The sequence below is a fragment of the Streptomyces sp. NPDC046557 genome, from assembly GCF_040645975.1.
GTDB lineage: Bacteria > Actinomycetota > Actinomycetes > Streptomycetales > Streptomycetaceae > Streptomyces.
The window spans coordinates 79,406-102,085 of record NZ_JBEYZH010000006.1; the positions used below are offsets into that span (position 1 = coordinate 79,406).

The 22,680-nt window shown below is 72.8% G+C and carries 19 protein-coding genes; 12 read left to right on the forward strand and 7 right to left on the reverse strand.

The window, feature by feature from the left end; all coding sequences use genetic code 11:
• Positions 1–745 (reverse strand): hypothetical protein (locus ABZ934_RS15095; protein ID WP_361312745.1); only part of this gene is annotated, 745 nt, incomplete at its 3' end.
• A gap of 366 nt (positions 746–1,111) precedes the next feature.
• Here ABZ934_RS15095 and ABZ934_RS15100 point away from each other — a divergent pair.
• Both ABZ934_RS15100 and ABZ934_RS15105 read left to right on the forward strand, forming a co-directional pair.
• Positions 1,112–2,353 carry a DUF1266 domain-containing protein gene (locus ABZ934_RS15100; protein WP_361312747.1) on the forward strand — a complete coding sequence of 414 codons (1,242 nt, stop codon included), beginning with the start codon at positions 1,112–1,114 and terminating at the stop codon, positions 2,351–2,353.
• 60 nt (positions 2,354–2,413) lie between these two features.
• Positions 2,414–2,830, forward strand: coding sequence for a PPOX class F420-dependent oxidoreductase (locus tag ABZ934_RS15105; RefSeq protein ID WP_361312748.1), 417 nt, complete (start codon positions 2,414–2,416; stop codon positions 2,828–2,830).
• 30 nt (positions 2,831–2,860) lie between these two features.
• On the opposite strand, the gene ABZ934_RS15110 is transcribed toward ABZ934_RS15105, so the two are convergent.
• The 5 genes from ABZ934_RS15110 to pdhA all read right to left on the reverse strand — a co-directional run bounded on the left by ABZ934_RS15110 (position 2,861) and on the right by pdhA (position 8,468).
• Positions 2,861–3,616, reverse strand: a complete 756-nt coding sequence (locus ABZ934_RS15110; RefSeq protein ID WP_361312749.1) for a hypothetical protein — start codon at positions 3,614–3,616, stop codon at positions 2,861–2,863.
• A 97-nt stretch (positions 3,617–3,713) separates the two neighbouring features.
• Entirely contained in the window at positions 3,714–4,652 is a 939-nt protein-coding gene (locus ABZ934_RS15115; RefSeq protein ID WP_361312751.1) for a GNAT family protein, read from the reverse strand.
• A gap of 135 nt (positions 4,653–4,787) precedes the next feature.
• Entirely contained in the window at positions 4,788–6,251 is a 1,464-nt protein-coding gene (locus ABZ934_RS15120) for a dihydrolipoamide acetyltransferase family protein (RefSeq protein WP_361312971.1), read from the reverse strand.
• A gap of 31 nt (positions 6,252–6,282) precedes the next feature.
• Entirely contained in the window at positions 6,283–7,263 is a 981-nt protein-coding gene (locus ABZ934_RS15125) for an alpha-ketoacid dehydrogenase subunit beta (RefSeq protein WP_361312753.1), read from the reverse strand.
• A gap of 5 nt (positions 7,264–7,268) precedes the next feature.
• Positions 7,269–8,468: a pyruvate dehydrogenase (acetyl-transferring) E1 component subunit alpha gene (gene pdhA, locus ABZ934_RS15130; protein WP_361312755.1), complete on the reverse strand. Its 1,200-nt coding sequence runs from the start codon at positions 8,466–8,468 to the stop codon at positions 7,269–7,271.
• A 325-nt stretch (positions 8,469–8,793) separates the two neighbouring features.
• On the opposite strand from pdhA, the gene ABZ934_RS15135 reads away from it, so the two are divergent.
• Complete coding sequence (locus ABZ934_RS15135; RefSeq protein ID WP_361312757.1) at positions 8,794–9,462, forward strand: response regulator transcription factor; 669 nt, start codon at positions 8,794–8,796, stop codon at positions 9,460–9,462.
• 137 nt (positions 9,463–9,599) lie between these two features.
• Here the strand turns inward: ABZ934_RS15135 and ABZ934_RS15140 are convergent, their stop codons facing one another.
• Entirely contained in the window at positions 9,600–11,204 is a 1,605-nt protein-coding gene (locus ABZ934_RS15140) for a protein kinase (RefSeq protein WP_361312759.1), read from the reverse strand.
• Positions 11,205–11,431: 227 nt separating this feature from the next.
• Here ABZ934_RS15140 and ABZ934_RS15145 point away from each other — a divergent pair, with 227 nt between their 5' ends.
• The 9 genes from ABZ934_RS15145 (at position 11,432) to ABZ934_RS15185 (ending at position 22,676) form a co-directional block, all read left to right on the forward strand.
• On the forward strand, positions 11,432–13,102 hold the full coding sequence (locus tag ABZ934_RS15145) for a protein kinase (RefSeq protein WP_361312761.1): 1,671 nt from the start codon (positions 11,432–11,434) through the stop codon (positions 13,100–13,102).
• Positions 13,103–13,334: 232 nt separating this feature from the next.
• A complete protein-coding gene (locus ABZ934_RS15150; RefSeq protein ID WP_361312763.1) occupies positions 13,335–13,913 on the forward strand; it encodes a hypothetical protein in 579 nt (192 codons plus the stop codon).
• A 128-nt stretch (positions 13,914–14,041) separates the two neighbouring features.
• A complete protein-coding gene (locus tag ABZ934_RS15155; RefSeq protein WP_361312765.1) occupies positions 14,042–14,746 on the forward strand; it encodes a PadR family transcriptional regulator in 705 nt (234 codons plus the stop codon).
• A 25-nt stretch (positions 14,747–14,771) separates the two neighbouring features.
• Positions 14,772–15,515 carry an ABC transporter ATP-binding protein gene (locus ABZ934_RS15160; RefSeq protein WP_361312766.1) on the forward strand — a complete coding sequence of 248 codons (744 nt, stop codon included), beginning with the start codon at positions 14,772–14,774 and terminating at the stop codon, positions 15,513–15,515.
• Positions 15,516–15,670: 155 nt separating this feature from the next.
• A complete protein-coding gene (locus ABZ934_RS15165) occupies positions 15,671–18,415 on the forward strand; it encodes an ABC transporter permease (protein WP_361312973.1) in 2,745 nt (914 codons plus the stop codon).
• Between the two features lie 114 nt (positions 18,416–18,529).
• Positions 18,530–19,069, forward strand: coding sequence for a bacterial proteasome activator family protein (locus ABZ934_RS15170; protein ID WP_361312768.1), 540 nt, complete (start codon positions 18,530–18,532; stop codon positions 19,067–19,069).
• A gap of 324 nt (positions 19,070–19,393) precedes the next feature.
• Positions 19,394–20,257, forward strand: coding sequence for an NTP transferase domain-containing protein (locus ABZ934_RS15175; RefSeq protein WP_361312770.1), 864 nt, complete (start codon positions 19,394–19,396; stop codon positions 20,255–20,257).
• Positions 20,254–21,600, forward strand: coding sequence for a molybdopterin molybdotransferase MoeA (locus ABZ934_RS15180; protein ID WP_361312772.1), 1,347 nt, complete (start codon positions 20,254–20,256; stop codon positions 21,598–21,600). Before ABZ934_RS15175 ends, ABZ934_RS15180 begins: the two co-directional genes overlap by 4 nt.
• The gene (locus ABZ934_RS15185) at positions 21,588–22,676 is read left to right on the forward strand and encodes a potassium channel family protein (RefSeq protein WP_361312774.1); all 1,089 of its coding nucleotides are present in this window, start codon (positions 21,588–21,590) and stop codon (positions 22,674–22,676) included. The genes ABZ934_RS15180 and ABZ934_RS15185 overlap by 13 nt, the downstream gene beginning before the upstream one ends.
• Positions 22,677–22,680 lie beyond the last annotated feature (4 nt).

Sequence of the window (22,680 nt, forward strand, 5' to 3'; positions counted from 1 at the left end):
TCGCGGGCTGCGCGACCGGGGGCTGCGCCGGCTGCGCGACCGGCGGCTTGGCCACCGGGTCCGCCGGCTTCGCGGGCACCGCGACGGGCGGCTTCACGGCCGGGTCGGCGGGCTTCGCGGGCTGCGCGACCGGGGGCTGCGCCGGCTGCGCGACCGGCGGCTTGGCCACCGGGTCCGCCGGCTTCGCGGGCACCGCGACGGGCGGCTTCGCAGCCGGGTCGGCGGGCTTCGCGGGCTGGGCCGCCGGGGGCTGCGCGACCGGGTCGGCGGGCTTCGCGGGCTGGGCGGCCGGCGGCTTGGCCACCGGGTCGGCCGGCGGGTCGGCGGGCGGGTCGGCGGGCTTCGCGACCGCCTGGTGCGCCTGGTGCGCGACCGCCGGCTTCGCCACCGCCGGGTTCGCCGGCACGGGAGCCGGCAGCGGCGCCGCCGAAGCGGGCAGGCTCTGCCGCAGCTCCGCGAACGCGGGCTCCAGCTTCGTCTTGACGGCGGCCAGGTCGGCCTCGGAGACCTTCCCGTTCGGCGACTTCAGTACCGCCTTGACCAGGTCCGTGACGGGTTCGAGCACTTCGGCGGCGGCGCCGAGCGACTGGACCTGCGCGAGCAGCGCCTCACTGCCGGGAACGGACTGCTCGGCGGCGAAGGTCGATCGCTGCGGCGTGGACACGGCCGCCGCGATGCCGGGGGAGGCAGTCAGCAGGGTCACGCAGAGGGCTGCGGGGATGGAGTAGCGGGTGATGCGGTGCAACGGCTCGCTCCTGTTCAGAGATGTCACTGATCGTTCGGTTCGGGATGACGCAGGGCGGTGGAGATGCCCCATACCACTGACCGTCAGCCGGTCACCGCCCGCAACCGGAGACGCCCCTCCAGTGCTCCCGACACGCCGCGCAACGGCGTAAAACCCCCACCTGACCTGCCCAAACCGCTTCACCCCCGGGCGCGACCCATACGGACGCGCCACCATCACCCAGCGTGACCAGTCGGCCGTGGCGTCGGGTCGGCGCGACCGGCCGGTCCCCGTCCACGACTGCCGGAGCACCCGCCGTGGACGGGCCGTTCGCACGCCGGTGGCACGGGACGCACCGCCGTCCGACCGCCCGGATAGGGTCGCCCCATGGGGACGTGGACCGCGCCGAGCGCCGTAGAACGAGAGCTGGAAGAGGCCAAGACCGCCGGAAACTGGCCGGCGTTCTTCGACGCCCTCGCCCTCGCGGACCTCTTCGTCCCGCAGGAGCGGTCCTTCCAGGACGCCCACCCCACCCGAATACGCCGTCGACGCGTCCACCTGCCCCGGATGCGCGCCGACGCGTACGTGGTCTTCACCGAGGGGATGCTGCCCGCGCCCTCCCCCGACCTGGTCTTCGAGAGCGTCGACCTCCGCTGGTTCTGCGAGAGTTACCCGTCCGACGGGCCCGCGTACCTGGCGGTGAACCCGGGGACGCCCTTCGAGACGCTTCTGCCCGCCACCCCCGCGCACCGCGCGACGTGGGCCCTGCACGACGGCCGCCGGCCGCGCTACCCGGGCCTGGAACGGCACAAGGTCCACGCCCTCCACGTCGGCGGACCCCTGCACGGCCCCGCCGCCTTCGGGCTGGCCTGCGGCGCACACCTCTCCGTACGCAACGGCATGTTCTGGAACGCCCTCGCCTACCACGGCCAGGGCTACACGAAGGAGCGCGACAAGCTCCGCGACAGTTGGGGCGTCACCACCCGCGAGGAGTGGCTGGTCACCACCGAGCGTCTGCTGGGGGCCGATATGGTCAGCCCCGTCTGGGAGTTCGCGCTCCGCGTCCGCCAGGCGCTGGCACAGGAGTTCGCCGGTCCCGTGGACACCGAGCACTGGCGGCACGCCACCGATGCGACCCTGCGCGCCAACGCCGAGCGGGCCGCCGAGCCCCGGCTGACGCCCGACGGGGTCACGGTGGCGCAGCCGCGCCCGACCGCCGAGGTGGAGGGCGAGATCGCGGGCGTGCAGCGGGTCATCGGCCGCATCACCCGCTACGAGCAGCGGTTCCGTGCGGACGGGGTGCTCGGCGAGGGCGCGTACGTGCGGTCGGTGGAGGCGTGGGACTACGGCCGCGCCTCCCAGATGGCCCGCTGGGGCGTCGGCGCCCGTTTCGGGACGCTCGCGGAGGCCGAGGACGCCGTCGTGCGGGCGGGGAAGGCGTGCCGGCTCGCGTACCGGTCCTGGGAGGAGCTGTCGGCGGGTTTCGTCCTCGGGCGCTGCATGCAGTTCGACGAGGAGGAATTCGGGCCGTGGTACCAGGAGATGGCGACCGCGCACCGCGAGCTGACGAGCGACCCGGGCAGCCCCTGGCGCAATCTCGCCTGGGGTGACTCCCCGAACCTCGGGTAATCACACCGCGGGCGCGGAAACCCGACGCGGGGCCGCACGGCCCCGACTAGCCTGCCCGGTATGACTGTGGAGCTGAACGACACCGTACGCAAGCTGCTGGACGCGCCGCACCCGGCCGTCCTGACGACGCTCAACCCCGATGGCGGGCCGCAGAGTTCTGTGGTCTGGGTGACCCGTGACGGCGACGAACTGCTGGTCTCCACCGAGCAGGGGCGCCGTAAGGAGCGGAACATCGTGCGCGACGCGCGGGTCGGCCTGACCGTCTTCGACCTGACCAACCCGTTCCTCTACGCGGAGATCCGCGGCACCGCCTCGGTCACCGAGGACACGGGCCGGGCGGTCGCCGTCCGGATCGCCGAGGAGTACATGGGGCCGGGCGCCGGCCGGGAGTACGCGGACGCGCCCGCCGAGAACGTACGGGTGGTCCTGCGCATCACCCCCACGAACGTGCTCGGCAACGCCGCCAAGGCCGGCTAGGAAGCGGCGACCGCGGGTCGCGGCGGGGGCTCAGGGGAGCCGTGGGGCGACGGTGGTCCAGGCGTCGACGGCCGCGCGGAGGGGGTCGTCAGCCGCCAGGTGGGCCCGGACCAGGGCCATCCAGGGCAGCAGGTTCTTGATCCGGCGCAGGCCGAGGATGCGGTCCCGGGGGAGGTCCCGCCAGACGTCGGCCTCGGCCGCCGCCCGCGCGGGGGTCAGGTCGATCAGCGCCAGCACCTCCCGGCACAGCTCGGCGGGGTCGCCGCCCCGGCCGGGCCCGAACCGCTCGATGAGGTAGCCCCGTACGGCCGCCCGCTCGACCCCGCGTGCCGCGTCGTCCGCGTAGTCCCCCCGGGCCACGGCGGCGAGCGCCACCCGGCCCCAGCGCAACCGTTCCGCGTCGGACAGCGTTTCGTCGTGCGTACGGGCCACGGCCAAGGCGCGCAGGGGCCCCGGGTGCGGCTCCTCGCACAGCGGCGGGTCGGTGGCCAGCCATGCCTCCAGGTCGGCCAGCGCGTGCCCGGCGGGCGGTACGCAGGTCAGCACCTGTCCCCGGGACAGGAGCGCGACCATGGGCCCGGTGAGGTGGACCCGCGCCGCGTGCGGAGGGTCCACGAAGTCCCGCGGCGCTCCCCACGCCTCGATGCGGGCCAGGCCGAGCCTGAGGCCCCCGGCGGTGTACACCTGGCCGGCCCGGGCGACGCCGCCGATGACGCGGACGACGCACACCCCGCCGGTGACGTCGGCCTCCTCGACGGAGTACACCTGCAACTCGGCGATCGGCACCCGTCCCCCTTCCTCCGGCCTTCCCCGGCCTCGCCGGCTTCCTCGGCCGCCTCAGCCGCCTCGGCCTTCCTCCGGCCCGGAGGCTATCGCCCCGCGCTCAGGCCCGCGACGGCCCTTCCAGGACCAGGCGGATCTCCGTGACCTCGTAACCGGCGCGATCGAACGCGGCGGCCATCGGGGCGTTGACCGTGTCCGTCGTCGCGGTGATGCGTTGGGCGCCCTGGCCCGCGTGGAACCGGGTGATCTCCGCCAGGATCTCGTCAATCAGGCCCTTGCCGCGCTGTTCCGGCACGACTCCGAGGTAACCGACGTTGCGGTGGTAGGGGGTCGCGGAGGGAACGGACAGGCCGGCGAGGGTGCCGTCGGGCAGCTCCGCCAGGCGCCACCAGGAGCGTTCACCGGGACAGTCACGGTAGAACGCGACGTCCTCACGGGCGAGTCGGGTGGCGTCCATGGAGCGCAGTTCGGTCTGTGTGTGCAGGTCCAGGCTGCCTGCCGACACCCGGGCGAACGCTTCGACGAACTCCTCGTCCGTGCCCTCGCGGAAGCGCAGCCGTCCGGTGGGCTCCACGGTCCCGGCGGCCGGCGTCCACTCGTAGCGCAGTCGCTCGATCGCTCTCGTCAGACCGGCCCTGTACGCCGCCTCCCGGCGCCAGGCGACGGCCCCGGCGATGTCGGGGCGGGCACGCCAGTCGCACGGCAGCGAGGCGTTGTAGTCGGGGAGGTTCCCGAACGCCGCGTGTCCGGCGGTGAGCAGGCGGGCGGCGACGGCCGCCGGATCGGCGATGCCGGCCCGGACCTGGAGGCAGTCGAGGGCGATGGGCCGTTCGCTGTCTTCGCGGCCCCACCACAGGGCGCGGGCGAGGATCTCGCCGTCCTCGTCCTCGGCGAACCAGGTCCACTCGGGACGCAGCCGCCCCGCTGCCAGTTCCTCGCGGACGCGGTCGGCGGGGAGGGCTTCGACGGGCCCGTCGGCGGGATACGCGAGGGCGCGGTCGATGTCGGCGGGGTCTGCGGTGGCAGCGCGGAAGAGCATCCGCCGATGATCACCCGGCCGAACGTCCCGGGCCAGGGGTTTTCCGGCCCGGATCCACGGATCCCGGGGCGGAACGGCCGGTGGCCGGGCTCCCCAGGGGAGACCGGCCACCGGCGCCGCGTTCGTCCTGTCCCGTTACGACCAGGTGACGAGACGGCGGGGGTGTTCCAGGACCGCCGCGATGTCGGCCAGGAAGCGGGAGCCGAGCTCGCCGTCGATCAGCCGGTGGTCGAAGGACAGCGCCAGCGTGGTGACCTGGCGCGGCTTGACCTTGCCCTTGTGCACCCACGGCTGGAGCTTGATCGCGCCGACCGCGAGGATCGCCGACTCGCCGGGGTTCAGGATGGGCGTACCGGTGTCGACGCCGAAGACGCCGACGTTGGTGATGGTGATCGTGCCGTTCTGCATGTCGGCCGGGGAGGTCTTGCCGTCGCGGGCCGTGGCGACCAGCGAGGACAGGGCCTCTGAGAGCTCGGGCAGCGTCTTGGCGTGGGCGTCCTTGATGTTCGGGACGATCAGGCCGCGCGGGGTGGCCGCCGCGATGCCGAGGTTGACGTAGTGCTTGAGCACGATCTCCTGGGCCGCCTCGTCCCAGGACGCGTTGACGTCCGGGTTGCGGCGGATGGCCACCAGGACGGCCTTGGCGATGAGCAGCAGCGGGTTGATCCGCAGACCGGCGAGGTCCGGGTCGTCCTTGAGCTGCTGGACCAGCTTCATCGTGCGCGTCACGTCGAGGGTGATGAACTCGGTGACGTGCGGGGCGGTGAAGGCGGAGTTGACCATCGCCTGGGCGGTGACCTTGCGGACGCCCTTGACCGGGATACGGGTCTCGCGCGCCGTCGTCTCGGTCGCAACCGTGCCGGCTGCCTCCGCGGCGGCCGGGGCCTGGACCGGGGCGGCGGCCGGAGCGGCCTGCGCCTGGGCCGGGGCGGCCTGCGGGGCGAGGACGGCCGACGCGGCGGCGTGCACGTCCTCGCGGGTCACGACGCCGCCCTCACCGGTGGGGACCACCGAGGCCAGGTCGATGCCGAGGTCCTTGGCGAGCTTGCGGACCGGGGGCTTGGCGAGGGGGCGCTCGGTGGTGCCGAGCGCGGTGCCGTTGCCGTTGCCGTTGCCGTTGCCGTTCAGCGCGGCGGTCCCGTTCTGCGCGGGGACGGGGACGGCGGGGGCGACCGGCGCGGCGGGAGCCGCCGGAGCGGCCACCGAGCCCGCTCCCGCCGCCGCCACGGTCTTGCGCGGCCGGCGCTTCGTGGAGGCGGTGGACACGCCGTAGCCGACCAGGACGGGTTGACGCGCCTCGGCGGCCGGCTCCTCGGCGGCGGCGGCCGGAGCGGCGGCCGGGGCCGCCACCTCCTGCGCCGGCGCCTCGGCGGCGGCGCCCTCGGTCCGCACCGAGATGATCACCTGGCCGACGTCGACGGTGGTGCCCTCCTCGAAGAGGAGCGCGTGCACGGTGCCGTCGAAGGGGATCGGCAGCTCCACGGCCGCCTTCGCCGTCTCCACCTCGCAGACGACCTGCCCGTCGGTGACCGTGTCACCCGGCTGGACGTACCACTTGAGGATCTCGGCCTCGGTGAGGCCCTCGCCCACGTCGGGCATCTTGAATTCGCGGATCGTCACAGGGCTCTCCTCAGTACGCCAGCGAGCGGTCGACGGCGTCGAGCACCCTGTCCAGGCCCGGCAGATACTCGTCCTCCAGGCGGGCCGGCGGGTACGGCGCGTGGAAACCGCCCACGCGCAGCACGGGCGCCTCCAGGTGGTAGAAGCACCGCTCCGTGATGCGAGCGGCGATCTCCGAACCCACTCCCAGGAACACCGGCGCCTCGTGGACGATCACCAGTCGGCGGGTGCGCTCCACCGACGCCTGGAGCCCGTCGAAGTCGATCGGGGACATCGACCGCAGGTCGACGACCTCCACCGACTTGCCCTCCTCGGCGGCCGCGGCCGCCGCCTCCAGGCAGACCTTCACCATCGGGCCGTACGCGGCCAGCGTGAGGTCCGTACCCGGGCGCGCCACGCGGGCGGCGTGCAGGGCGTCCGGGATCGCCTCGACGTCGACCTCGCCCTTGTCCCAATAGCGCCGCTTCGGCTCGAAAAAGATCACCGGGTCGTCACTGAGGATGGCCTGCTGGAGCATCCAGTAGGCGTCGCTCGCGTTCGACGGCGAGACCACCTTCAAGCCCGGGACGTGCGCGAACAGCGTCTCCGGGGACTCGCTGTGGTGCTCGACCGCGCCGATGCCGCCCGCGTAGGGGATGCGGATGACGACCGGCATCTTGATCTTGCCGAGCGAGCGCGCGTGCATCTTCGCGAGCTGCGTGACGATCTGGTCGTAGGCGGGGAAGACGAACCCGTCGAACTGGATCTCCACGACCGGCCGGTACCCGCGCAGGGCCAGGCCGATCGCCGTGCCGACGATGCCGGACTCGGCCAGCGGGGTGTCGATGACCCGCTCCTCGCCGAAGTCCTTCTGCAGGCCGTCGGTGATGCGGAAGACGCCGCCGAGCTTGCCGACGTCCTCGCCCATGATCAGGACCTTGGGGTCCGTCTCCAGGGCCTTGCGCAGCGAGTCGTTGAGCGCCTTCGCGATGGTCAGCTTCTGTACGGCCATGGTGGTCACTCCCCGCCTTCGAAGGACGCGAGGTACGCGGCGAACTGGGCGCGCTCCTCGTCGACGAGCGCGTGCCCGTCCGCGTAGACGTTCTCGAAGATCGCCATGGTGTCCGGGTCGGGCATGGCGCGCACGACCTCGCGCACCCTCTTGCCCAGGGTCTCGCTCTCCTCTTCCAACTGCGCGAAGAACGCCTCGTCGGCGCCGCCCGTCGCCAGGAGGTGGGCCTTCAGGCGCAGGATCGGGTCCTTGGCCTCCCAGGCCGCCGTCTCCTCGTCGCGCCGGTACTTCGTCGGGTCGTCGGAAGTGGTGTGCGCGCCCATGCGGTACGTGAACGCCTCGACCAGGGTCGGGCCCTCTCCGTTGCGCGCCCGCTCCAGCGCCCAGCGGGTGACCGCGAGGCAGGCCAGCACGTCGTTGCCGTCGACACGGACGCCCGGGAAGCCGAAGCCCTGGGCGCGCTGGTAGAGCGGGACGCGCATCTGGCGCTCGGTGGGCTCGGAGATCGCCCACTGGTTGTTCTGGCAGAAGAACACGACCGGGGAGTTGTACACCGCCGAGAAGGTGAACGCCTCGGCCACGTCACCCTGGCTGGACGCGCCGTCACCGAAATAGGCGATGACCGCGGAGTCCGCGCCGTCCTTGGCCACGCCCATGGCGTACCCGGTCGCGTGCAGCGTCTGGGAGCCGATGACGATCGTGTAGAGGTGGAAGTTGTTGGTGTTCGGGTCCCAGCCGCCGTGGTTCACGCCGCGGAACATGCCGAGCAGGTTCGTCGGGTCGACCCCGCGGCACCAGGCCACACCGTGCTCACGGTAGGTGGGGAAGACGTAGTCGTCGTCGCGCAGGGCCCGGCCGGAGCCGATCTGGGCGGCTTCCTGACCGAGGAGCGAAGCCCACAGGCCCAGCTCGCCCTGACGCTGCAGGGCGGTCGCCTCGCCGTCGAAACGGCGGGTCAGGACCATGTCGCGGTAGAGCCCGCGCAGGTCCTCGGTGGTGATGTCGGCGACGTAGGGCGCGAACCGCGCGCTGTCGGCGCTCTCGACCCGTTCTCCCTCGGGCGTCAGCAGTTGTACGAGCTGAGGCTCGGCGTCCTGCGGCTGTGCGGTGGCAGCGGCGGTCTTGCGGGCGCTATCGGCGCCGGCCGCCCGCTTGGTGCCGCTGCTGCGTCGCGGCTTGCGCGCGGCAGTGCTCTCCACGGTCACGTGTGCTCCTCCGTCGGTCCGGCACCCGGGTTCTCCGGGGTCCAGTGCGGCTCACCTGTATGCGTACCCGCGCACGGGGTGGGTGCGAGGAAGGTACGGGATTCAGGCGTGACAGGTGCCCCGGCGAGTGCCCTGCGCAATGCACGTTACCCAGTGCCTCGCATAACTGCGAAACCCCGTTTGACCTGCGATTTTGCTTGGATATCCAAGTAAATCGGCGGTTGCGGGAACAACCACTGGTCACAGCCTTGCAGGGGGCCGGAACAACGGCACGTTATCCCGGGTAACAGCGTCAGGGAAGGGGTGAGTGTGTGAAACTGACTCCGTGCCCGAAAACGGAAAAATCAAGGTATTCCTCCTGGACGACCACGAAGTGGTGCGCCGGGGAGTGCATGAGCTGCTGTCCGTGGAAGACGACATCGAAATCGTGGGCGAGGCGGGCTCGGCCGCCGACGCGCTGGTGCGGATCCCGGCGACCCGCCCCGATGTCGCCGTCCTGGACGTGAGGCTTCCGGACGGCAGCGGGGTGGAGGTGTGCCGGGAGGTGCGCTCGCAGGACGAGGGCATCAAGTGCCTGATGTTGACGTCGTTCGCGGACGACGAGGCCCTGTTCGACGCGATCATGGCCGGCGCCTCGGGGTACGTACTGAAGGCCATCCGCGGGAACGAGCTGCTCAGCGCGGTACGGGACGTGGCGGCGGGCAAGTCCCTGCTGGACCCGGTGGCCACCGCCCGGGTGCTGGAGCGGCTGCGCGACGGCAACAAGGGCCGGGGCCGGGGGGACGACAGGCTGGCGCACCTCACCGAGCAGGAGCGCAAGATCCTCGACCTGATCGGCGAGGGCCTGACGAACCGCGTCATCGGGGAGCGGCTGCACCTGGCGGAGAAGACCATCAAGAACTATGTGTCCAGCCTGCTGTCGAAGCTGGGCATGGAACGCCGCTCGCAGGCGGCCGCGTACGTGGCCCGCCTCCAGGCGGAGAACCGCGTCTAGCTCCGGAGCGCGGAGCCCCGGGCTCGAAGCCTCCCGACCGCGGTTCCCGTTCCACCGGCGTGCGAGCCGCGCGCGAGGGCAGAGACGGGCGGGCCCGGCGGGAGGGATTCCCGCCGGGCCCGTCCGCCTGACCGTTCCTACTCGGCGTTGGTGTTGTCCGGCCCGCCGGTGCCGCCGCCCCCGGGCGACTTCGTCGGCTTCTCCGAGACCGTCGGCTTCTCCGAGACCGTCGGCTTCTCCGAGACCGTGGGCTTCTCCGAGACCGTGGGCTCCGTCGACGGCGTCGGGGTGGTGCTCTGCGTGTACTTGGTGCGGCCCGGAGTCGGCTTGAAGGTCTCCTCGTCGGTCGACTGCGAGGAGTCCGAGGGCGGCGCGGACGGCGTGGTGTCCGAGGAGGAAGACGAGCTCTGCGAGGCGTTCGGCGAACTGCTGTGGGTGGTGCCCGGCGTGTGTCCCCCGCTACCGCCCATCGTCTTGACCGCGTAGGCGACGCCGCCGGCGATCGCGAGGACCGCGAGCACCGCGAACACCCACATCTTCCAACGGCTGCCGCGGCGGTCGTCGTAGCCGCCGTTGCCGTAGCCGCCGTTGCCGTACCCGCCGTTGCCGTGCCCCCCGTTGCCGCCGCCGCCCGGGAACGCCGAGCCGTCGTCGGGGTTCAGCGGGGGCACCATCGGCCGCTGGAACTGGGAGGTCGTGGCGTTCTGACCGTACGGCGGGCGCGGTCCGCCGGGACCGTGCATCTGCGTCGTCGGAGCGGCCCCGCCGGGCTGGCCGTGCGGCAACGCCATGGTGACCGGACCGGTGTTCCAGGTACCGGAGTTGGCCCCCTGCTCCTGGAGCATCCGGAGTGCGTACTGGACCAGCCCGCGCATCTCCTCGGCGCTCTGGAACCGGTCGTCCGGGTCCTTCGCCAAGGAGCGCATGACCAGGCCGTCGAGCTCCTGCGGGATGTGGTGTCCGTCGGGCAGTTGCGAGGGCGGCACCGGCGCGTCCTGGACGTGCTGGTAGACCACCGACAACGGGGTCTCCCCGGTGAAGGGCGGCCGCAGCGCGAGCAGTTCGTAGAGCAGGCAGCCGGTCGCGTACAGGTCCGAACGGTGGTCCACGGCCTTGCCGAGCGCCTGTTCGGGCGACAGGTACTGCGGAGTGCCCATGACCATGCCGGTCTGGGTCATCGTCGACTGCACACCGTGCAGGGCGCGGGCGATGCCGAAGTCCATCACCTTCACCGCGCCGGTGTTGGTGATGATGACGTTCGCGGGCTTGATGTCGCGGTGCACGATGCCGTGCTGGTGCGAGTACGCCAGCGCTTCCAACACCCCCGAGACGATGATCAGTGCCTGCTCGGGCCCCGGGGCCTCGGCGCTGATCAGGAGTTCGCGGATGGTGCGGCCTTCGACCAGCTCCATGACGATGTACGGGACGACGTTCGGGCCGACCCGGTCCTCGCCCGAGTCGTAGACCGCGACGACGGCATGGTGGTTGAGCCCGGCGACCGACTGTGCCTCGCGGGTGAAGCGGGCCTTGGAGACCGGGTCCTCGGCTAGGTCGGCGCGCAACAGCTTCACGGCGACGGTGCGGCCCAGCCGGACGTCCTCGGCGGCGAACACCTCCGCCATACCGCCTCGTCCCAGGCGGTGGGTGAGGCGGTAGCGGCCGTCGCCCACCAGGCCGCCTGCGCCCCAATGCTCAGGATCCTCGGCCATCCCGGCGCCGGTTCCGTCGGGTTCGGGTGCCATCAGTCCTCGCCGTCGTCTCTCTCGTCCGTAACTTCTGCGGGTCCTCTTCGGGTGCTCCGACGAACGCTACAGCCTCGGAACAGGTCGCCGTTCGGGCAATGGCACGCCGTGGCCCCCCGGTCACGGAACGGGCACCTGGCTTGACTGCGGCTTGCCCTCCGGCAGACTGGGCCCGACATGCGCTCTGCCAGACGCGTTCGGACACAGCCCGAGGGGAAGCAACAGTCATGAGCCAGGACGGCACACGGGGCCGGTACGCAGGCGGTTCCCTGTCCGGTGGCCGTTACCAGCTAAGGGACTTGCTGGGCGAGGGCGGCATGGCGTCCGTCTATCTCGCCTACGACTCGGCGCTCGACCGACACGTCGCCATCAAGACCCTGCACAGCGAACTGGGCCGGGAAGCCTCCTTCCGCGAACGGTTCCGCCGCGAGGCGCAGGCTGTAGCGAAACTGTCGCACACCAACATCGTCTCGGTATTCGACACGGGCGAGGGGACGGTGACGTTCGGCGGCTCCGCCGCGGACGACGGCGCCCCCATGCCGTACATCGTGATGGAGTACGTGGAGGGGCAGCCGCTCGGCTCCGTGCTCCAGGCGGACGTCAGTCAGTACGGCGCGATGCCGGCCGACCGGGCGCTGAAGGTGACGGCCGACGTGCTGGCCGCGCTGGAGACCAGCCACGAGATGGGGCTGGTCCACCGCGACATCAAGCCCGGCAACGTGATGATGACCAAGCGCGGCGTGGTCAAGGTCATGGACTTCGGCATCGCGCGGGCCATGCAGTCGGGGGTCACCTCGATGACGCAGACGGGCATGGTCGTGGGCACCCCGCAGTACCTGTCTCCCGAGCAGGCGCTGGGTCGTGCGGTGGACGCCCGCTCCGACCTGTACTCGGTCGGCATCATGCTGTTCCAGTTGCTGACCGGCCGGCTGCCCTTCGACGCGGACTCGCCGCTCGCCATCGCGTACGCGCACGTCCAGGAGGAGCCGGTCGCGCCGTCCTCCGTGAACCGTTCCGTGACCCCGGCGATGGACGCGCTGGTGGCCCGGGCCCTGAAGAAGAACCCGAACGAGCGTTTCCCGACGGCCGCGGCCATGGCGGACGAGATCGCGCGGGTTCTGTCGGCGGGTCAGACGGGTGCGCCGGTCATCGTTCCCGGAGCGGCGGCGGGCGGCAGCGGCGCCGGGGTGAGTTCGGCGGTGTTCCCGCCGGTGGACTCCACCTTCCAGACGCCGCCGCAGTCGGTGCAGCAGCCGTACCAGTCCCCGCAGCCGACGCCGTCCCCCTACGCGCCGAACCCCCCGGCGCAGGGCGGGTACGCGTACCCGCCGCAGCAGCACACCCCGGCCCCGCACCACGCGCAGCAGCAGTACGCCCCGCAGACGCCGCCGCCGTTCACCATCTCGCCGAACCCGGGCGGCGGGGCCGGGAGCACGGCCACGGCGACGAAGTCGAACACTCCGGTGATCGTCGGCGCGATCGTGGTTGCGCTGCTGGCCGTCGGCGGACTGATCGCGGCGCTCAACGGGGGCGGCGGCAACAAGGACGAGGCGAAGGGCGCCGACACCTCCGCGTCGGCGTCGGCATCGGCGTCGGGTCCCGCGAAGGCGGGACACAAGGGTCCGGACACCTCGCGCACGATGGAGACGGAGAAGTGCAAGAACCCGTCCAAGGACTTCCGGGACGCCTCGAAGGTGTCGGCCCCCGACTTCACGTACAAGAACCTGGGCTCGGTGAAGCTGTGCATCCAGGCCGCGGGTGGCAAGTACAAGATCGAGACCAAGGACGAGGCGGTCTTCGGGCAGGACACCGTGCTGGCGCAGTTCCCGCCGGCCGGGACCGCGGTGACCAAGGACCAGGAGTACACGCTGACCGTGTCCACCGGCGACCCGCAGTAGGCGCGGCGAACAACTCCGGCCCCGCCGGCGTTTGAGGCGGGCCGCCGCCACGGCGCTCCGGCGCTCCCGCATCCCGGGCCATCCTGTTGGCCCGCGTCCCGGGCCACCCTGTCGGGCGGCCCGGGATGCCGCTTTTGTCCCCCCGTGCGAGTGTGAGCCGTGAACGGGCCCGAGCGACCGCCGTCCCGCGCGCTCGCGCCGCCCGCGCCGCTCGGACGGGAGGGGCTTTCCGGTGACCCAACGCCTCCGCGCGCCGGTGTGGTCGGCCTGGGCCGCGCTGGTCGCCGTCGCGGTTCTGGGCGTCGCGCCCGCGCAAGGCCGGGGTTCCGCTTCCGCGCGGGTCCCGATCGCCTCCGCGAGCGCCGACGCGGTGGCCGACGTACCCGATGACGTACCCCGAGAGGCGTACGAGGAACTGGCCGGAAGCGCGGCCGGGGTGGGGCGTGAGCACCCGGGACGGCCCGTCGGCGAGCCGGCCGACCCCGAGGCGATGGTGGCCTCCCGGCCGCGCCAACGACCCGCGCGTCCGCAGCGACCGCCCGCCGTTCCGCCCGGGACCACGCCGATCGGACCGCCGTCCGGGGCGCCGTCCGCGGCGCCGTCCACCGCCCCGTCCGGGGCGCCCTCGTCCGCGACGAGCCCCGTCCCCGACGGGGTGGCGAGTCCGAGCGCCGGAGTCGGCGCCCTCGGTACCGGGGGGAACGACCGGGCCGCCGACCTGGCCGCGCACATGCTTCCCCTCGGGACGGGGCTCGCCCTGATGGGGCTGGGTCTGGGGTTCATCGGAGTGCGGCTGCGGCGGGGTCGGTAGCGCGGAAGCGCCGGCCCGCGAGGCACCGGGCAGGGTGACGAGCCGGGTCCGCGGGGCGGCCGGTCCCTCTCAGGACGTACGACCTCAGGCGGTTGCGGCCAGGTGCATACTCGGTTTACATACTGAGTATGTCCATCCGTCACGGCCTTCTCGCACTGCTCGAAAGGGGTCCTCGGTACGGCTCCCAGCTGCGTACCGAGTTCGAATCCCGCACCGGCTCCACCTGGCCGCTCAACGTCGGGCAGGTCTACACGACCCTCGCCCGGCTGGAGCGCGACGGCCTCGTCGCCCCCGGCGGCGAGGACCCGGCCGGCCACACGCTCTACGCCATCACCGACAGCGGACGCGCCGAACTGCACGCCTGGTACGAGCGCCCCGTCGACCGCACCAACCCGCCGCGCGACGAGCTGTCCATCAAGCTCGCCATGGCCGTCGGCGCTCCGGGCGTCGACATCCGCGCGGTCATCCAGTCCCAACGGCACGCGACCATCCAGGCGATGCAGGACTACACCCGGCTCAAAGCCCAGGCCCTCGCAGCGATCGAGAGCGGCAAGACCCATGAACGCGACGACCTGGCCTGGCTGCTCGTCCTGGAACAGCTGATCTTCCAGACCGAGGCCGAAGCGCGCTGGCTCGACCACTGCGAGACACGGCTTGTGCGGCTCTCCTACGCGGCCGCTCCGACCGCCGAAGAGCCCGGCCCGCCGCCGGTCGCCTCCACTCCGGCCACCTCCACCCCGGCCGCCGACGCACCCGCCGCGGCGGCCGTGAGCGGCCCCGGCGCCGCGGCGACCACCGACCCGCACCGCACCGCACGTCTGCGGCGGCGCTGAACCACCGTTCCAGGGGGGAACCCATATGCCCGACCAGCACACGCAGCGCCCCGTACTCCAGTTGGAGAAACTCGTCCGGACACACGGCAGCGGCGCCACCGAGGTACACGCCCTGCGCGGAATCGACTTGGCCGTCCACCCCGGCGAACTCGTCGCCGTCATGGGCCCCTCCGGCTCCGGCAAGTCCACGCTGCTCACCCTCGCCGGCGGACTCGACGCGCCGAGCTCCGGCCGCGTCATCGTCGAGGGCACCGACCTCACCACCGCGAGCCGCAGGCAACTGGCCGCGCTGCGCCGCCGCAGCATCGGCTACGTCTTCCAGGACTACAACCTGATCCCGGCCCTCACCGCCGCCGAGAACGTGGCGCTGCCCCGCGAGCTGGACGGGGTATCCGCCCGCAAGGCGCGCGCATCGGCGCTGGCCGCGCTGGAGGAGATGAACCTCGGGCAGCTCGCCGACCGGTTCCCCGACGAGATGTCCGGCGGCCAGCAGCAGCGCGTGGCCATCGCCCGCGCCCTGGTCGGCGACCGCCGTCTGGTCCTCGCCGACGAGCCCACCGGCGCCCTCGACTCCGAGACCGGCGAGTCCGTCCTCGCGTTGCTGCGCTCGCGCTGTGACGCCGGTGCGGCCGGCATCCTGGTCACCCACGAGCCGAGGTTCGCCGCCTGGGCCGACCGGGTCGTGTTCCTGCGCGACGGCAGCGTCGTGGACTCGACGGTGCGCAGCGGGGCCGATTCGCTGCTCTCCGGGCGGGCGGGCGGCCTGTGAGCCCGTCGTCCCGCGCGTCGTCCAGCCCGTCGTCCCGCGCGTCGTCAAGGACCGCGTCCTTCCCCTCGTCCTGGTACCACGGGTGGGTCGCGGCGGTCCGCATCGCCCGCCGTGACGCCTGGCGCGCCAAGGGACGCAGCGCCCTCGTCCTCGCGATGATCGCCCTGCCGATCGTCGGCGTGAGCGCCGTCGACCTGACGTGGCGCAGCTCCGAACTCTCCACCGAGCAGACCCTGTCCCGGCAGATCGGCGGCGCCGACGCACGTCTGAACACCACCTCCTTCGGCTCGCCCGTCTACCAGAACCCGTCGGGCGACCGGTACGAACCCGTCGGCGGCTACCGGGACTTCGATCCCTCGAAGGCGAAGCACGAGAACGTTCCGGTTTCGTCCCTCCTCCCGCCGGGTGCCCAGGCCCTTCAGGACAGCCACGGCAGCGCGAAGGTCCGCACCACCCACGGACTGCTCGACACCGATCTGCGCGAGGTGGACACGGCCAGCCCGCTCGTGGAGGGGATGCTCACCCTCAAGCGGGGCCGGCTGCCCGCCGCGGCGGGGGAGGTCATCGCCACCGACTCCTTCCTCAAGGAGTCCGGCTTCTCCGTCGGCTCCGAGCTGACCCCTCGGGGCGCGACCCGGTCCTACCGGATCGTGGGCGCGTACGAGCTCCCGTCCGCGCTCAACACCCCACAGATCATCGCGCCGCCCCGGACCCTGCTCGGCCCGCTCGACCGGGCCCTCACGCAGGCCGGCGCGCAAGGGTTGGGCGTCGACGACACCTTCCTCGTCAAGGTCGGCGGTGATGGTTTCACGTGGAACATGGTGCGGGCGGCCAACGCCAAGGGCTTCCTCGCCGTCTCGCGCACCGTCAGCCTCCACCCGCCGGCGGACTCCGACATCCCGCTGTACGCGCAGCAACGCAAGGAGGGCAGTGCCGACGACTACGACGGCTCGTCGGCGCGAGCCGTCGAACTGACCGTGCTCGCCACGGTCGTGGGCCTCGCCATGCTGGAGATCTGTCTGCTGGCCGGTCCGGCCTTCGCCGTCGGTGCCCGGCGTTCCGCGCGCCAACTCGGCCTGGTCGGGGCCAACGGCGGCGACCGGCGGCACATCCGGGCCATCGTCCTGTCCGGCGGCCTGGTCATCGGCGCGGCGTCCGCGGTCGTCGGCACCGCCCTCGGCGTGGCCCTCACCGTGGGGCTCCGGCCGGTGCTGGAGGAGTACCTGGGGCTGCGCTGGGGCGGGTTCGAGGTCCGGCCCCTGGAACTGGCCGCCGTCGCGCTGGTCGCCGTACTGACGGGCCTGCTCGCCGCGATCGTCCCCGCCGTCACCGCCTCCCGGCAGACCGTCCTGGCCTCGCTGACGGGTCGTCGCGGGGTCCGGGGCGCCAACCGCGTGCTGCCCGTCATCGGGATCGTCGCCATCGCGGCGGGCGCCGCGCTCGCCCTGTACGGGGCCCTCTCCGGGATGGGCACCCTGGTCGTGGCCGGTGGCAGCGCCCTGGCCGAACTGGGCGTCGTCGCCCTGACACCGACGCTGGTCGGGCTGTTCGGGCGGGCCGGGCGGTGGCTGCCGCTGTCGCCGCGGCTCGCGCTGCGCGACGCCGTGCGCAACCGGGGGCGTACGGCTCCGGCTGTGGCGGCCGTGCTCGCCGCCGTGGCCGGAACCGTGGCGGTGGCCACGTACCAGCACAGCAAGGACCTTCAAGCCCGGCACGAGTACGTGGCCTCACTGCCGGCCGGTGCGGGCATGCTGACGAACCGGGAGGACGACCGCTCCAGGGACGTGCCCGCCGCGCGCCAGGCCCTCGCGAAGGAGTTCTCCCTGGCCGTACGGGCGGACGTGGACCGGGTCGTGGTCGGCAAGCCGTCCTGTGACGCGTACTCCACCGAGCCGGGCTGCGGGCGGCTGGAGATCATCAAGCCGCCGGAGAACCGCTGCCCGCTCTACGAGTCGAAGAACGGATCGTCCGACTTCAGTCCGGAACGGCTGCGCGCCCTGCGCAAGGACTGGCGCTGCAAGGAGCAGCAGTACATGCAGCCGCGCGACACGGTCGTGGCCGACGAGAACCTGCTCACGGTGCTCGGGGTCAGCGACCCGGGCGCGGTCGCCGCGCTGCGGTCCGGGCAGGCCGTCTCGTTCGACCGGCGCAACGTCAAGGCCGACAAGATCACCCTGCGGGTCGTCACCGACGACGGCCAGGAGCAGGGAACGCCGTGGGCCGGCGACGACCCGAAGGGAGTCGACAAGGTCTTCCCGGTCCACCAGACGCCCGACACGGTCACCGGATACGGGATCGAGGTGGTCCTGCCACCCGGGGCGGTGCGGGCGGCGGGCCTGGGCACGGCGCCGTTCGGCACCTACTTCACCCTCGCCGAGAAGCCGACGAGCGCCCAACGCCAGGCGCTGGCGGCCGGGATCGACCGGATCGGCATCGACGCCCCCGTCAAGATCGAGGAGGGCTACCAGGGCAGGGACAGTCTTGAGATCCTCGCCCTGACGATCTTCGCGGGACTGGTCACCATCGGGGCGGCGGGCATCGCCACCGGCCTGGCGCAGGCCGACGCCGGGGCCGACCTCAAGACGCTGGCCGCCGTCGGGGCGCCGCCGCGCGTGCGGCGGACGCTGAGCGGGTTCCAGTGCGGGGTGGTGGCCCTCATGGGCGTCGCCCTCGGTACCGCCGCCGGGCTGTTGCCGGCCGCGGGGCTGCGGCTGACCGAACGGCACGCGCTGGAAGGGCTGATCTCCCACTCCGGCTCGGACCAGGTCGCCTACGTGCCGTTCGCGGTGCCGTGGGAGACGCTGGGCGGACTGCTGGTCCTGGTCCCGCTGGGGGCCGCGGTGCTGGCGGCGTTGGTGACGAGGTCGAGCGGCGCGCTGGCGCGGCGCGCGACGGGCTGACCGGCGGGCTGATCAGCGAAGCTCACTGTTTGATTACGGGCCTTCGCACAGGGTGGATCACGCCTGTGCGGGGGCACACCGTGGGAGTACGGAGGTGTGCGAGAGAATGTCGGCATGGAGATGCCGAGGAGTGAACGGTCGCAGGACAGCCCCCCGCACGTCCTGATCGTGGGACAAGACGGGTCGGCGGTCGGCGACGCCGATGACGAGTCGCGCGAGGTCCCGGTGACGGAGATGGTCGAACAGCCCGCCAAGGTCATGCGGATCGGCAGCATGATCAAGCAACTCCTGGAAGAGGTACGCGCCGCACCTCTCGACGAGGCGAGCCGGGTCCGGCTCAAGGACATCCATGCCGCGTCGGTGAAGGAACTGGAAGACGGCCTCGCCCCGGAGTTGGTCGAGGAACTGGAGCGCCTGTCCCTGCCGTTCACGGAGGAGGCGATCCCCTCGGAGGCGGAACTCCGGATCGCGCAGGCGCAGTTGGTGGGCTGGCTGGAGGGTCTCTTCCACGGGATCCAGACGGCTCTGTTCGCGCAGCAGATGGCGGCGCGGGCCCAACTGGAACAGATGCGCCGCGCCCTCCCTCCGGGCGCGTCCCACGAGGACGACGAAGAAGGCCCCCACGGCGCCATCCGCTCGGGCCCCTACCTGTAACCCCCTCCACCCCGCGCCCCACCCGGAGCGCGGGGCCGGGGCACCGCCGGCCCGACCCAGCCCGGCCACAAACCCGGCCTCGCCGGCGCTTGAGGCGCGGGGTCCGGGGCGGAGCCCCGATCGGTGAGCCGCACCACCCGACACGGGGCCCAAACCCAGCCCGGCCAAACCCAACCCCGCCGGCGCTTGAGGCGCGGGGTCCGGGGCGGAGCCCCGATCGGTGAGCCGCACCACCCGACACGGGCCCCGCCCTCACGGCCGACCGGCCCGCCCCCGGCGCACGCCGGAACCAGCCCGCAACACACCCCCCGCATACTCATCGGTATGAGCTACGACGCGATCGTCCTCGCCGGCGGCGCCGCGCAGCGACTGGGCGGGGCCGACAAACCCGGCCTGCACGTCGGCGGACGCACCCTCCTCGACCGCGTCCTCGACGCCTGCGCCGACGCCGACACCACCGTCGTCGTCGGCACCCGCCGCCCCACCACCCGCCCCGTCCGCTGGACCCGCGAGGACCCGCCCGGAGGCGGCCCCGTGGCCGCGCTGGACGCCGGGCTCCACCGGACCTCGGCCGCACGGGTCCTCGTGCTCTCCGCCGACCTGCCCTTCCTGGACCGGGACACCGTCCGCGCCCTGCTCGACGCGCCCGGCCCCGACGGGGTCATGCTCCGCGACGCCGCCGGCCGCGACCAGCCCCTCGTCGCGGCCTACCGCACCGAGCCCCTGCGCCGCGAAATCGCCCTGCTGGCCACCGAACACGGCACCCTCGCCGGACTGCCGCTGCGCGCCCTCACCGCCAAACTGGACCTCACCACCGTCACCGGCGCTGCGCCACTCGCCTCCTTCGACTGCGACACCTGGGACGATCTCGCGACGGCCCGCGCCCGGATCAGAGAGCATGGGACCGTGCTGGAGCAATGGATCACCGCCGTCAAGAACGAGCTGGGCATCGACCTACCCGTCGACACCAAGGCCCTCCTCGACCTCGCCCGTGACGCCGCCCACGGCGTCGACCGGCCCGCCGCCCCGCTGACCACCTTTCTCGTGGGGTACGCCGCGGCCCGCGCCGAGGCCACCGGGGCGGACCCCGCCCAGGCCGTCGCCGAAGCCTCCCGCAAGGCCGCCGCCCTAGCCCTGCGCTGGGCCGACGAGGCCCCCGCGGCCGGAACGGAAATCGGCACCGGATGACTCGCACCGACGCAGACCGCGCCTTGGACGAGGCCCTAGCCCTGGTGAGCCGCGATCCTTCGCCCCACGCGTCGGGCGCCCCGGGCGCGTCCGGCCCCCTCGGTGTGCCCGACGCGGCCCGCGCCGCCGGCGGCCACCGCGCCGCGTCTTGGGCCCGGGCCAGGGAAACCGCCATCCGGGCCGGTTCGGGCGTCCGCGCCCGCAGTCACCGCGTCCCGCTCGCCGACACCCTCGGCGAGGTGCTGACCGCGCCCCTGGACGCCCTCACGGACCTGCCCTCCTTCGACACCTCCGCCATGGACGGCTGGGTCGTCGCCGGTCCCGGCCCCTGGTCCGTGCGGCCCGGCGCCGGGATACTGGCCGGCTCCGACCGGCCCGAGCCCCTCGCCGACGGCGAGGCCGTGCCGATCGCCACCGGCGCCCGTATCCCCGCGGACACCACCGCCGTGATCCGCAGCGAGCACGCCCGCGAGGACGGCGGCCAGTTGTACGCGCAGCGGCCCGTCGTCACCGGCCAGGACATCCGCCCGCGCGGCCAGGAGTGCCGATCCGGCGAGTTGCTCCTGCCGGCGGGCTCTCTGGTCACCCCGGCCCTGCTCGGGTTGGCCGCAGCCGCCGGGTACGACGAGCTGGAGACCCGGCCCCGGCCCACGGTGGACATCCTGGTGCTCGGCGACGAGTTGCTCACCGAGGGCCGCCCCCACGACGGCCTCATCCGCGACGCCCTCAGTCCCATGCTCGGCCCCTGGCTGGAACGGCTCGGCGCCGAAGTCACCTGCACACGAAGGCTCGGCGACGACCCGGCCGGGGCCGAGGCCCTGTTCGAGGCCGTCACCACGTCCACCGCCGATCTGATCGTCACCACCGGCGGCACCGCCTCGGGCCCCGTCGACCACGTCCACCCCGTCCTGAGCCGGGCCGGGGCGGAACTGCTGATCGACGGGGTCGCCGTACGCCCCGGGCATCCGATGCTGCTGGCCCGGATCGGTGACCGGGTCGACGGCCGTCACCTGGTGGGGCTGCCCGGCAATCCGCTGGCCGCGGTCTCCGGACTGCTGACGCTCGCCGAACCGCTGTTGCGCGCGCTCGCGGGTCGGCGTAGGCGCCCGCGGTACGCCGTTCCGGTCCAGGGCGATGTCCCCGGACACCCGTACGACACCCGGCTCGTGCCGGTGCTCCTGACCGAGGAACACGCGGTGCCGCTGCGCTACCACGGTCCGGCGATGCTCCGCGGTGTGGCGGCCGCCGACGCGCTGGCCGTCGTACCGCCGCACGGCGCGCGGTCGGGGCAGGAGTTGGAGATGCTCGACCTGCCCTGGGCCTCGGGAGGATGTTTCACGTGAAACAGCCCGGCCAGGACGCGATGGCCCGGCGCGCGGACGAGGCGCTCGTGGCGCGGCGGGTCACCCTGCCCAAGCGCGTCGTCCAGAAGCCGTTGCGGCAGGTGGCGCGACGGCTGCTGGTGGCCTTCTTCGTGATGTGCCTGACGGTGCTGACCGTGTGGCTCGACCGCGACGGCTATCACGACAACGCCAACGAGACGGTCGACTTCCTCGACTGCGTCTACTACGCGACCGTGACGCTCTCGACGACCGGCTACGGCGATATCGTCCCGTACAGCGTCAGTGCACGGCTGACCAACATCCTGCTGATCACGCCGTTGCGCGTGCTGTTCCTGATCATCCTGGTCGGGACCACCCTGGAGGTCCTGACCGAGCGGACCCGGGAAGAGTGGCGGCTGAACCGCTGGAGGAAGAACGTGCGTGACCACACGGTCGTCGTCGGGTTCGGCACGAAGGGCCGCTCGGCCCTCCAGACGCTGCTGGCCACCGGCCTGCGCAAGGACCAGATCGTGATCGTCGACCCGAGCGCCAAGGTGATCGACGTCGCGGCGGCGGAGGGGTTCACCGGCGTTGTCGGCGACGCCACCCGCTCGGATGTGCTGCTGCGGGCCGAACTGCCCAGGGCCCGGCAGATCGTCATCGCCACGCAACGCGACGACACCGCGGTGCTGGTGACGTTGACGGCGCGCCAGCTCAACCGGGGCGCGAAGATCGTCGCGGCGGTCCGGGAAGAGGAGAACGCGCCGCTGCTGCGACAGTCCGGGGCTGACGCGGTCATCACGAGCGCGAGCGCGGCGGGCCGGCTGCTGGGCCTGTCGGTGCTCAGCCCCAGTGCGGGCACCGTGATGGAGGACCTGATCCAGCAGGGCAGCGGCCTGGACCTGATCGAACGACCCGTCACCAGGCCCGAGGTCGGCAAGGGCGTGCGGGAGTCGGACGACCTGGTGGTGAGTGTGCTGCGGGGGCACCGGCTGCTCGCCTACGACGATCCACAGGCGAGCCCGCTCCAGTCGACGGACCGTCTGATCACCATCGTCCGCGCGGGCCCGGCCGCTTCACCGGGGCTTGTCGGTTAGCGGC

What these genes read in the sequence shown, in the direction of transcription:
- ABZ934_RS15140 (WP_361312759.1), bottom strand. Translation starts at nt 11,204, where the DNA reads ATGGCACCCGAACCCGACGGAACCGGCGCCGGGATGGCCGAGGATCCT.
- ABZ934_RS15170 (WP_361312768.1), top strand. Translation starts at nt 18,530, where the DNA reads ATGGAGATGCCGAGGAGTGAACGGTCGCAGGACAGCCCCCCGCACGTC.
- ABZ934_RS15175 (WP_361312770.1), top strand. Translation starts at nt 19,394, where the DNA reads ATGAGCTACGACGCGATCGTCCTCGCCGGCGGCGCCGCGCAGCGACTG.
- ABZ934_RS15115 (WP_361312751.1), bottom strand. Translation starts at nt 4,652, where the DNA reads ATGCTCTTCCGCGCTGCCACCGCAGACCCCGCCGACATCGACCGCGCC.
- ABZ934_RS15145 (WP_361312761.1), top strand. Translation starts at nt 11,432, where the DNA reads ATGAGCCAGGACGGCACACGGGGCCGGTACGCAGGCGGTTCCCTGTCC.
- ABZ934_RS15120 (WP_361312971.1), bottom strand. Translation starts at nt 6,251, where the DNA reads ATGCCCGACGTGGGCGAGGGCCTCACCGAGGCCGAGATCCTCAAGTGG.
- ABZ934_RS15105 (WP_361312748.1), top strand. Translation starts at nt 2,414, where the DNA reads ATGACTGTGGAGCTGAACGACACCGTACGCAAGCTGCTGGACGCGCCG.
- ABZ934_RS15160 (WP_361312766.1), top strand. Translation starts at nt 14,772, where the DNA reads ATGCCCGACCAGCACACGCAGCGCCCCGTACTCCAGTTGGAGAAACTC.
- ABZ934_RS15100 (WP_361312747.1), top strand. Translation starts at nt 1,112, where the DNA reads ATGGGGACGTGGACCGCGCCGAGCGCCGTAGAACGAGAGCTGGAAGAG.
- ABZ934_RS15165 (WP_361312973.1), top strand. Translation starts at nt 15,671, where the DNA reads ATGATCGCCCTGCCGATCGTCGGCGTGAGCGCCGTCGACCTGACGTGG.
- ABZ934_RS15180 (WP_361312772.1), top strand. Translation starts at nt 20,254, where the DNA reads ATGACTCGCACCGACGCAGACCGCGCCTTGGACGAGGCCCTAGCCCTG.
- ABZ934_RS15155 (WP_361312765.1), top strand. Translation starts at nt 14,042, where the DNA reads ATGTCCATCCGTCACGGCCTTCTCGCACTGCTCGAAAGGGGTCCTCGG.
- ABZ934_RS15125 (WP_361312753.1), bottom strand. Translation starts at nt 7,263, where the DNA reads ATGGCCGTACAGAAGCTGACCATCGCGAAGGCGCTCAACGACTCGCTG.
- ABZ934_RS15185 (WP_361312774.1), top strand. Translation starts at nt 21,588, where the DNA reads ATGTTTCACGTGAAACAGCCCGGCCAGGACGCGATGGCCCGGCGCGCG.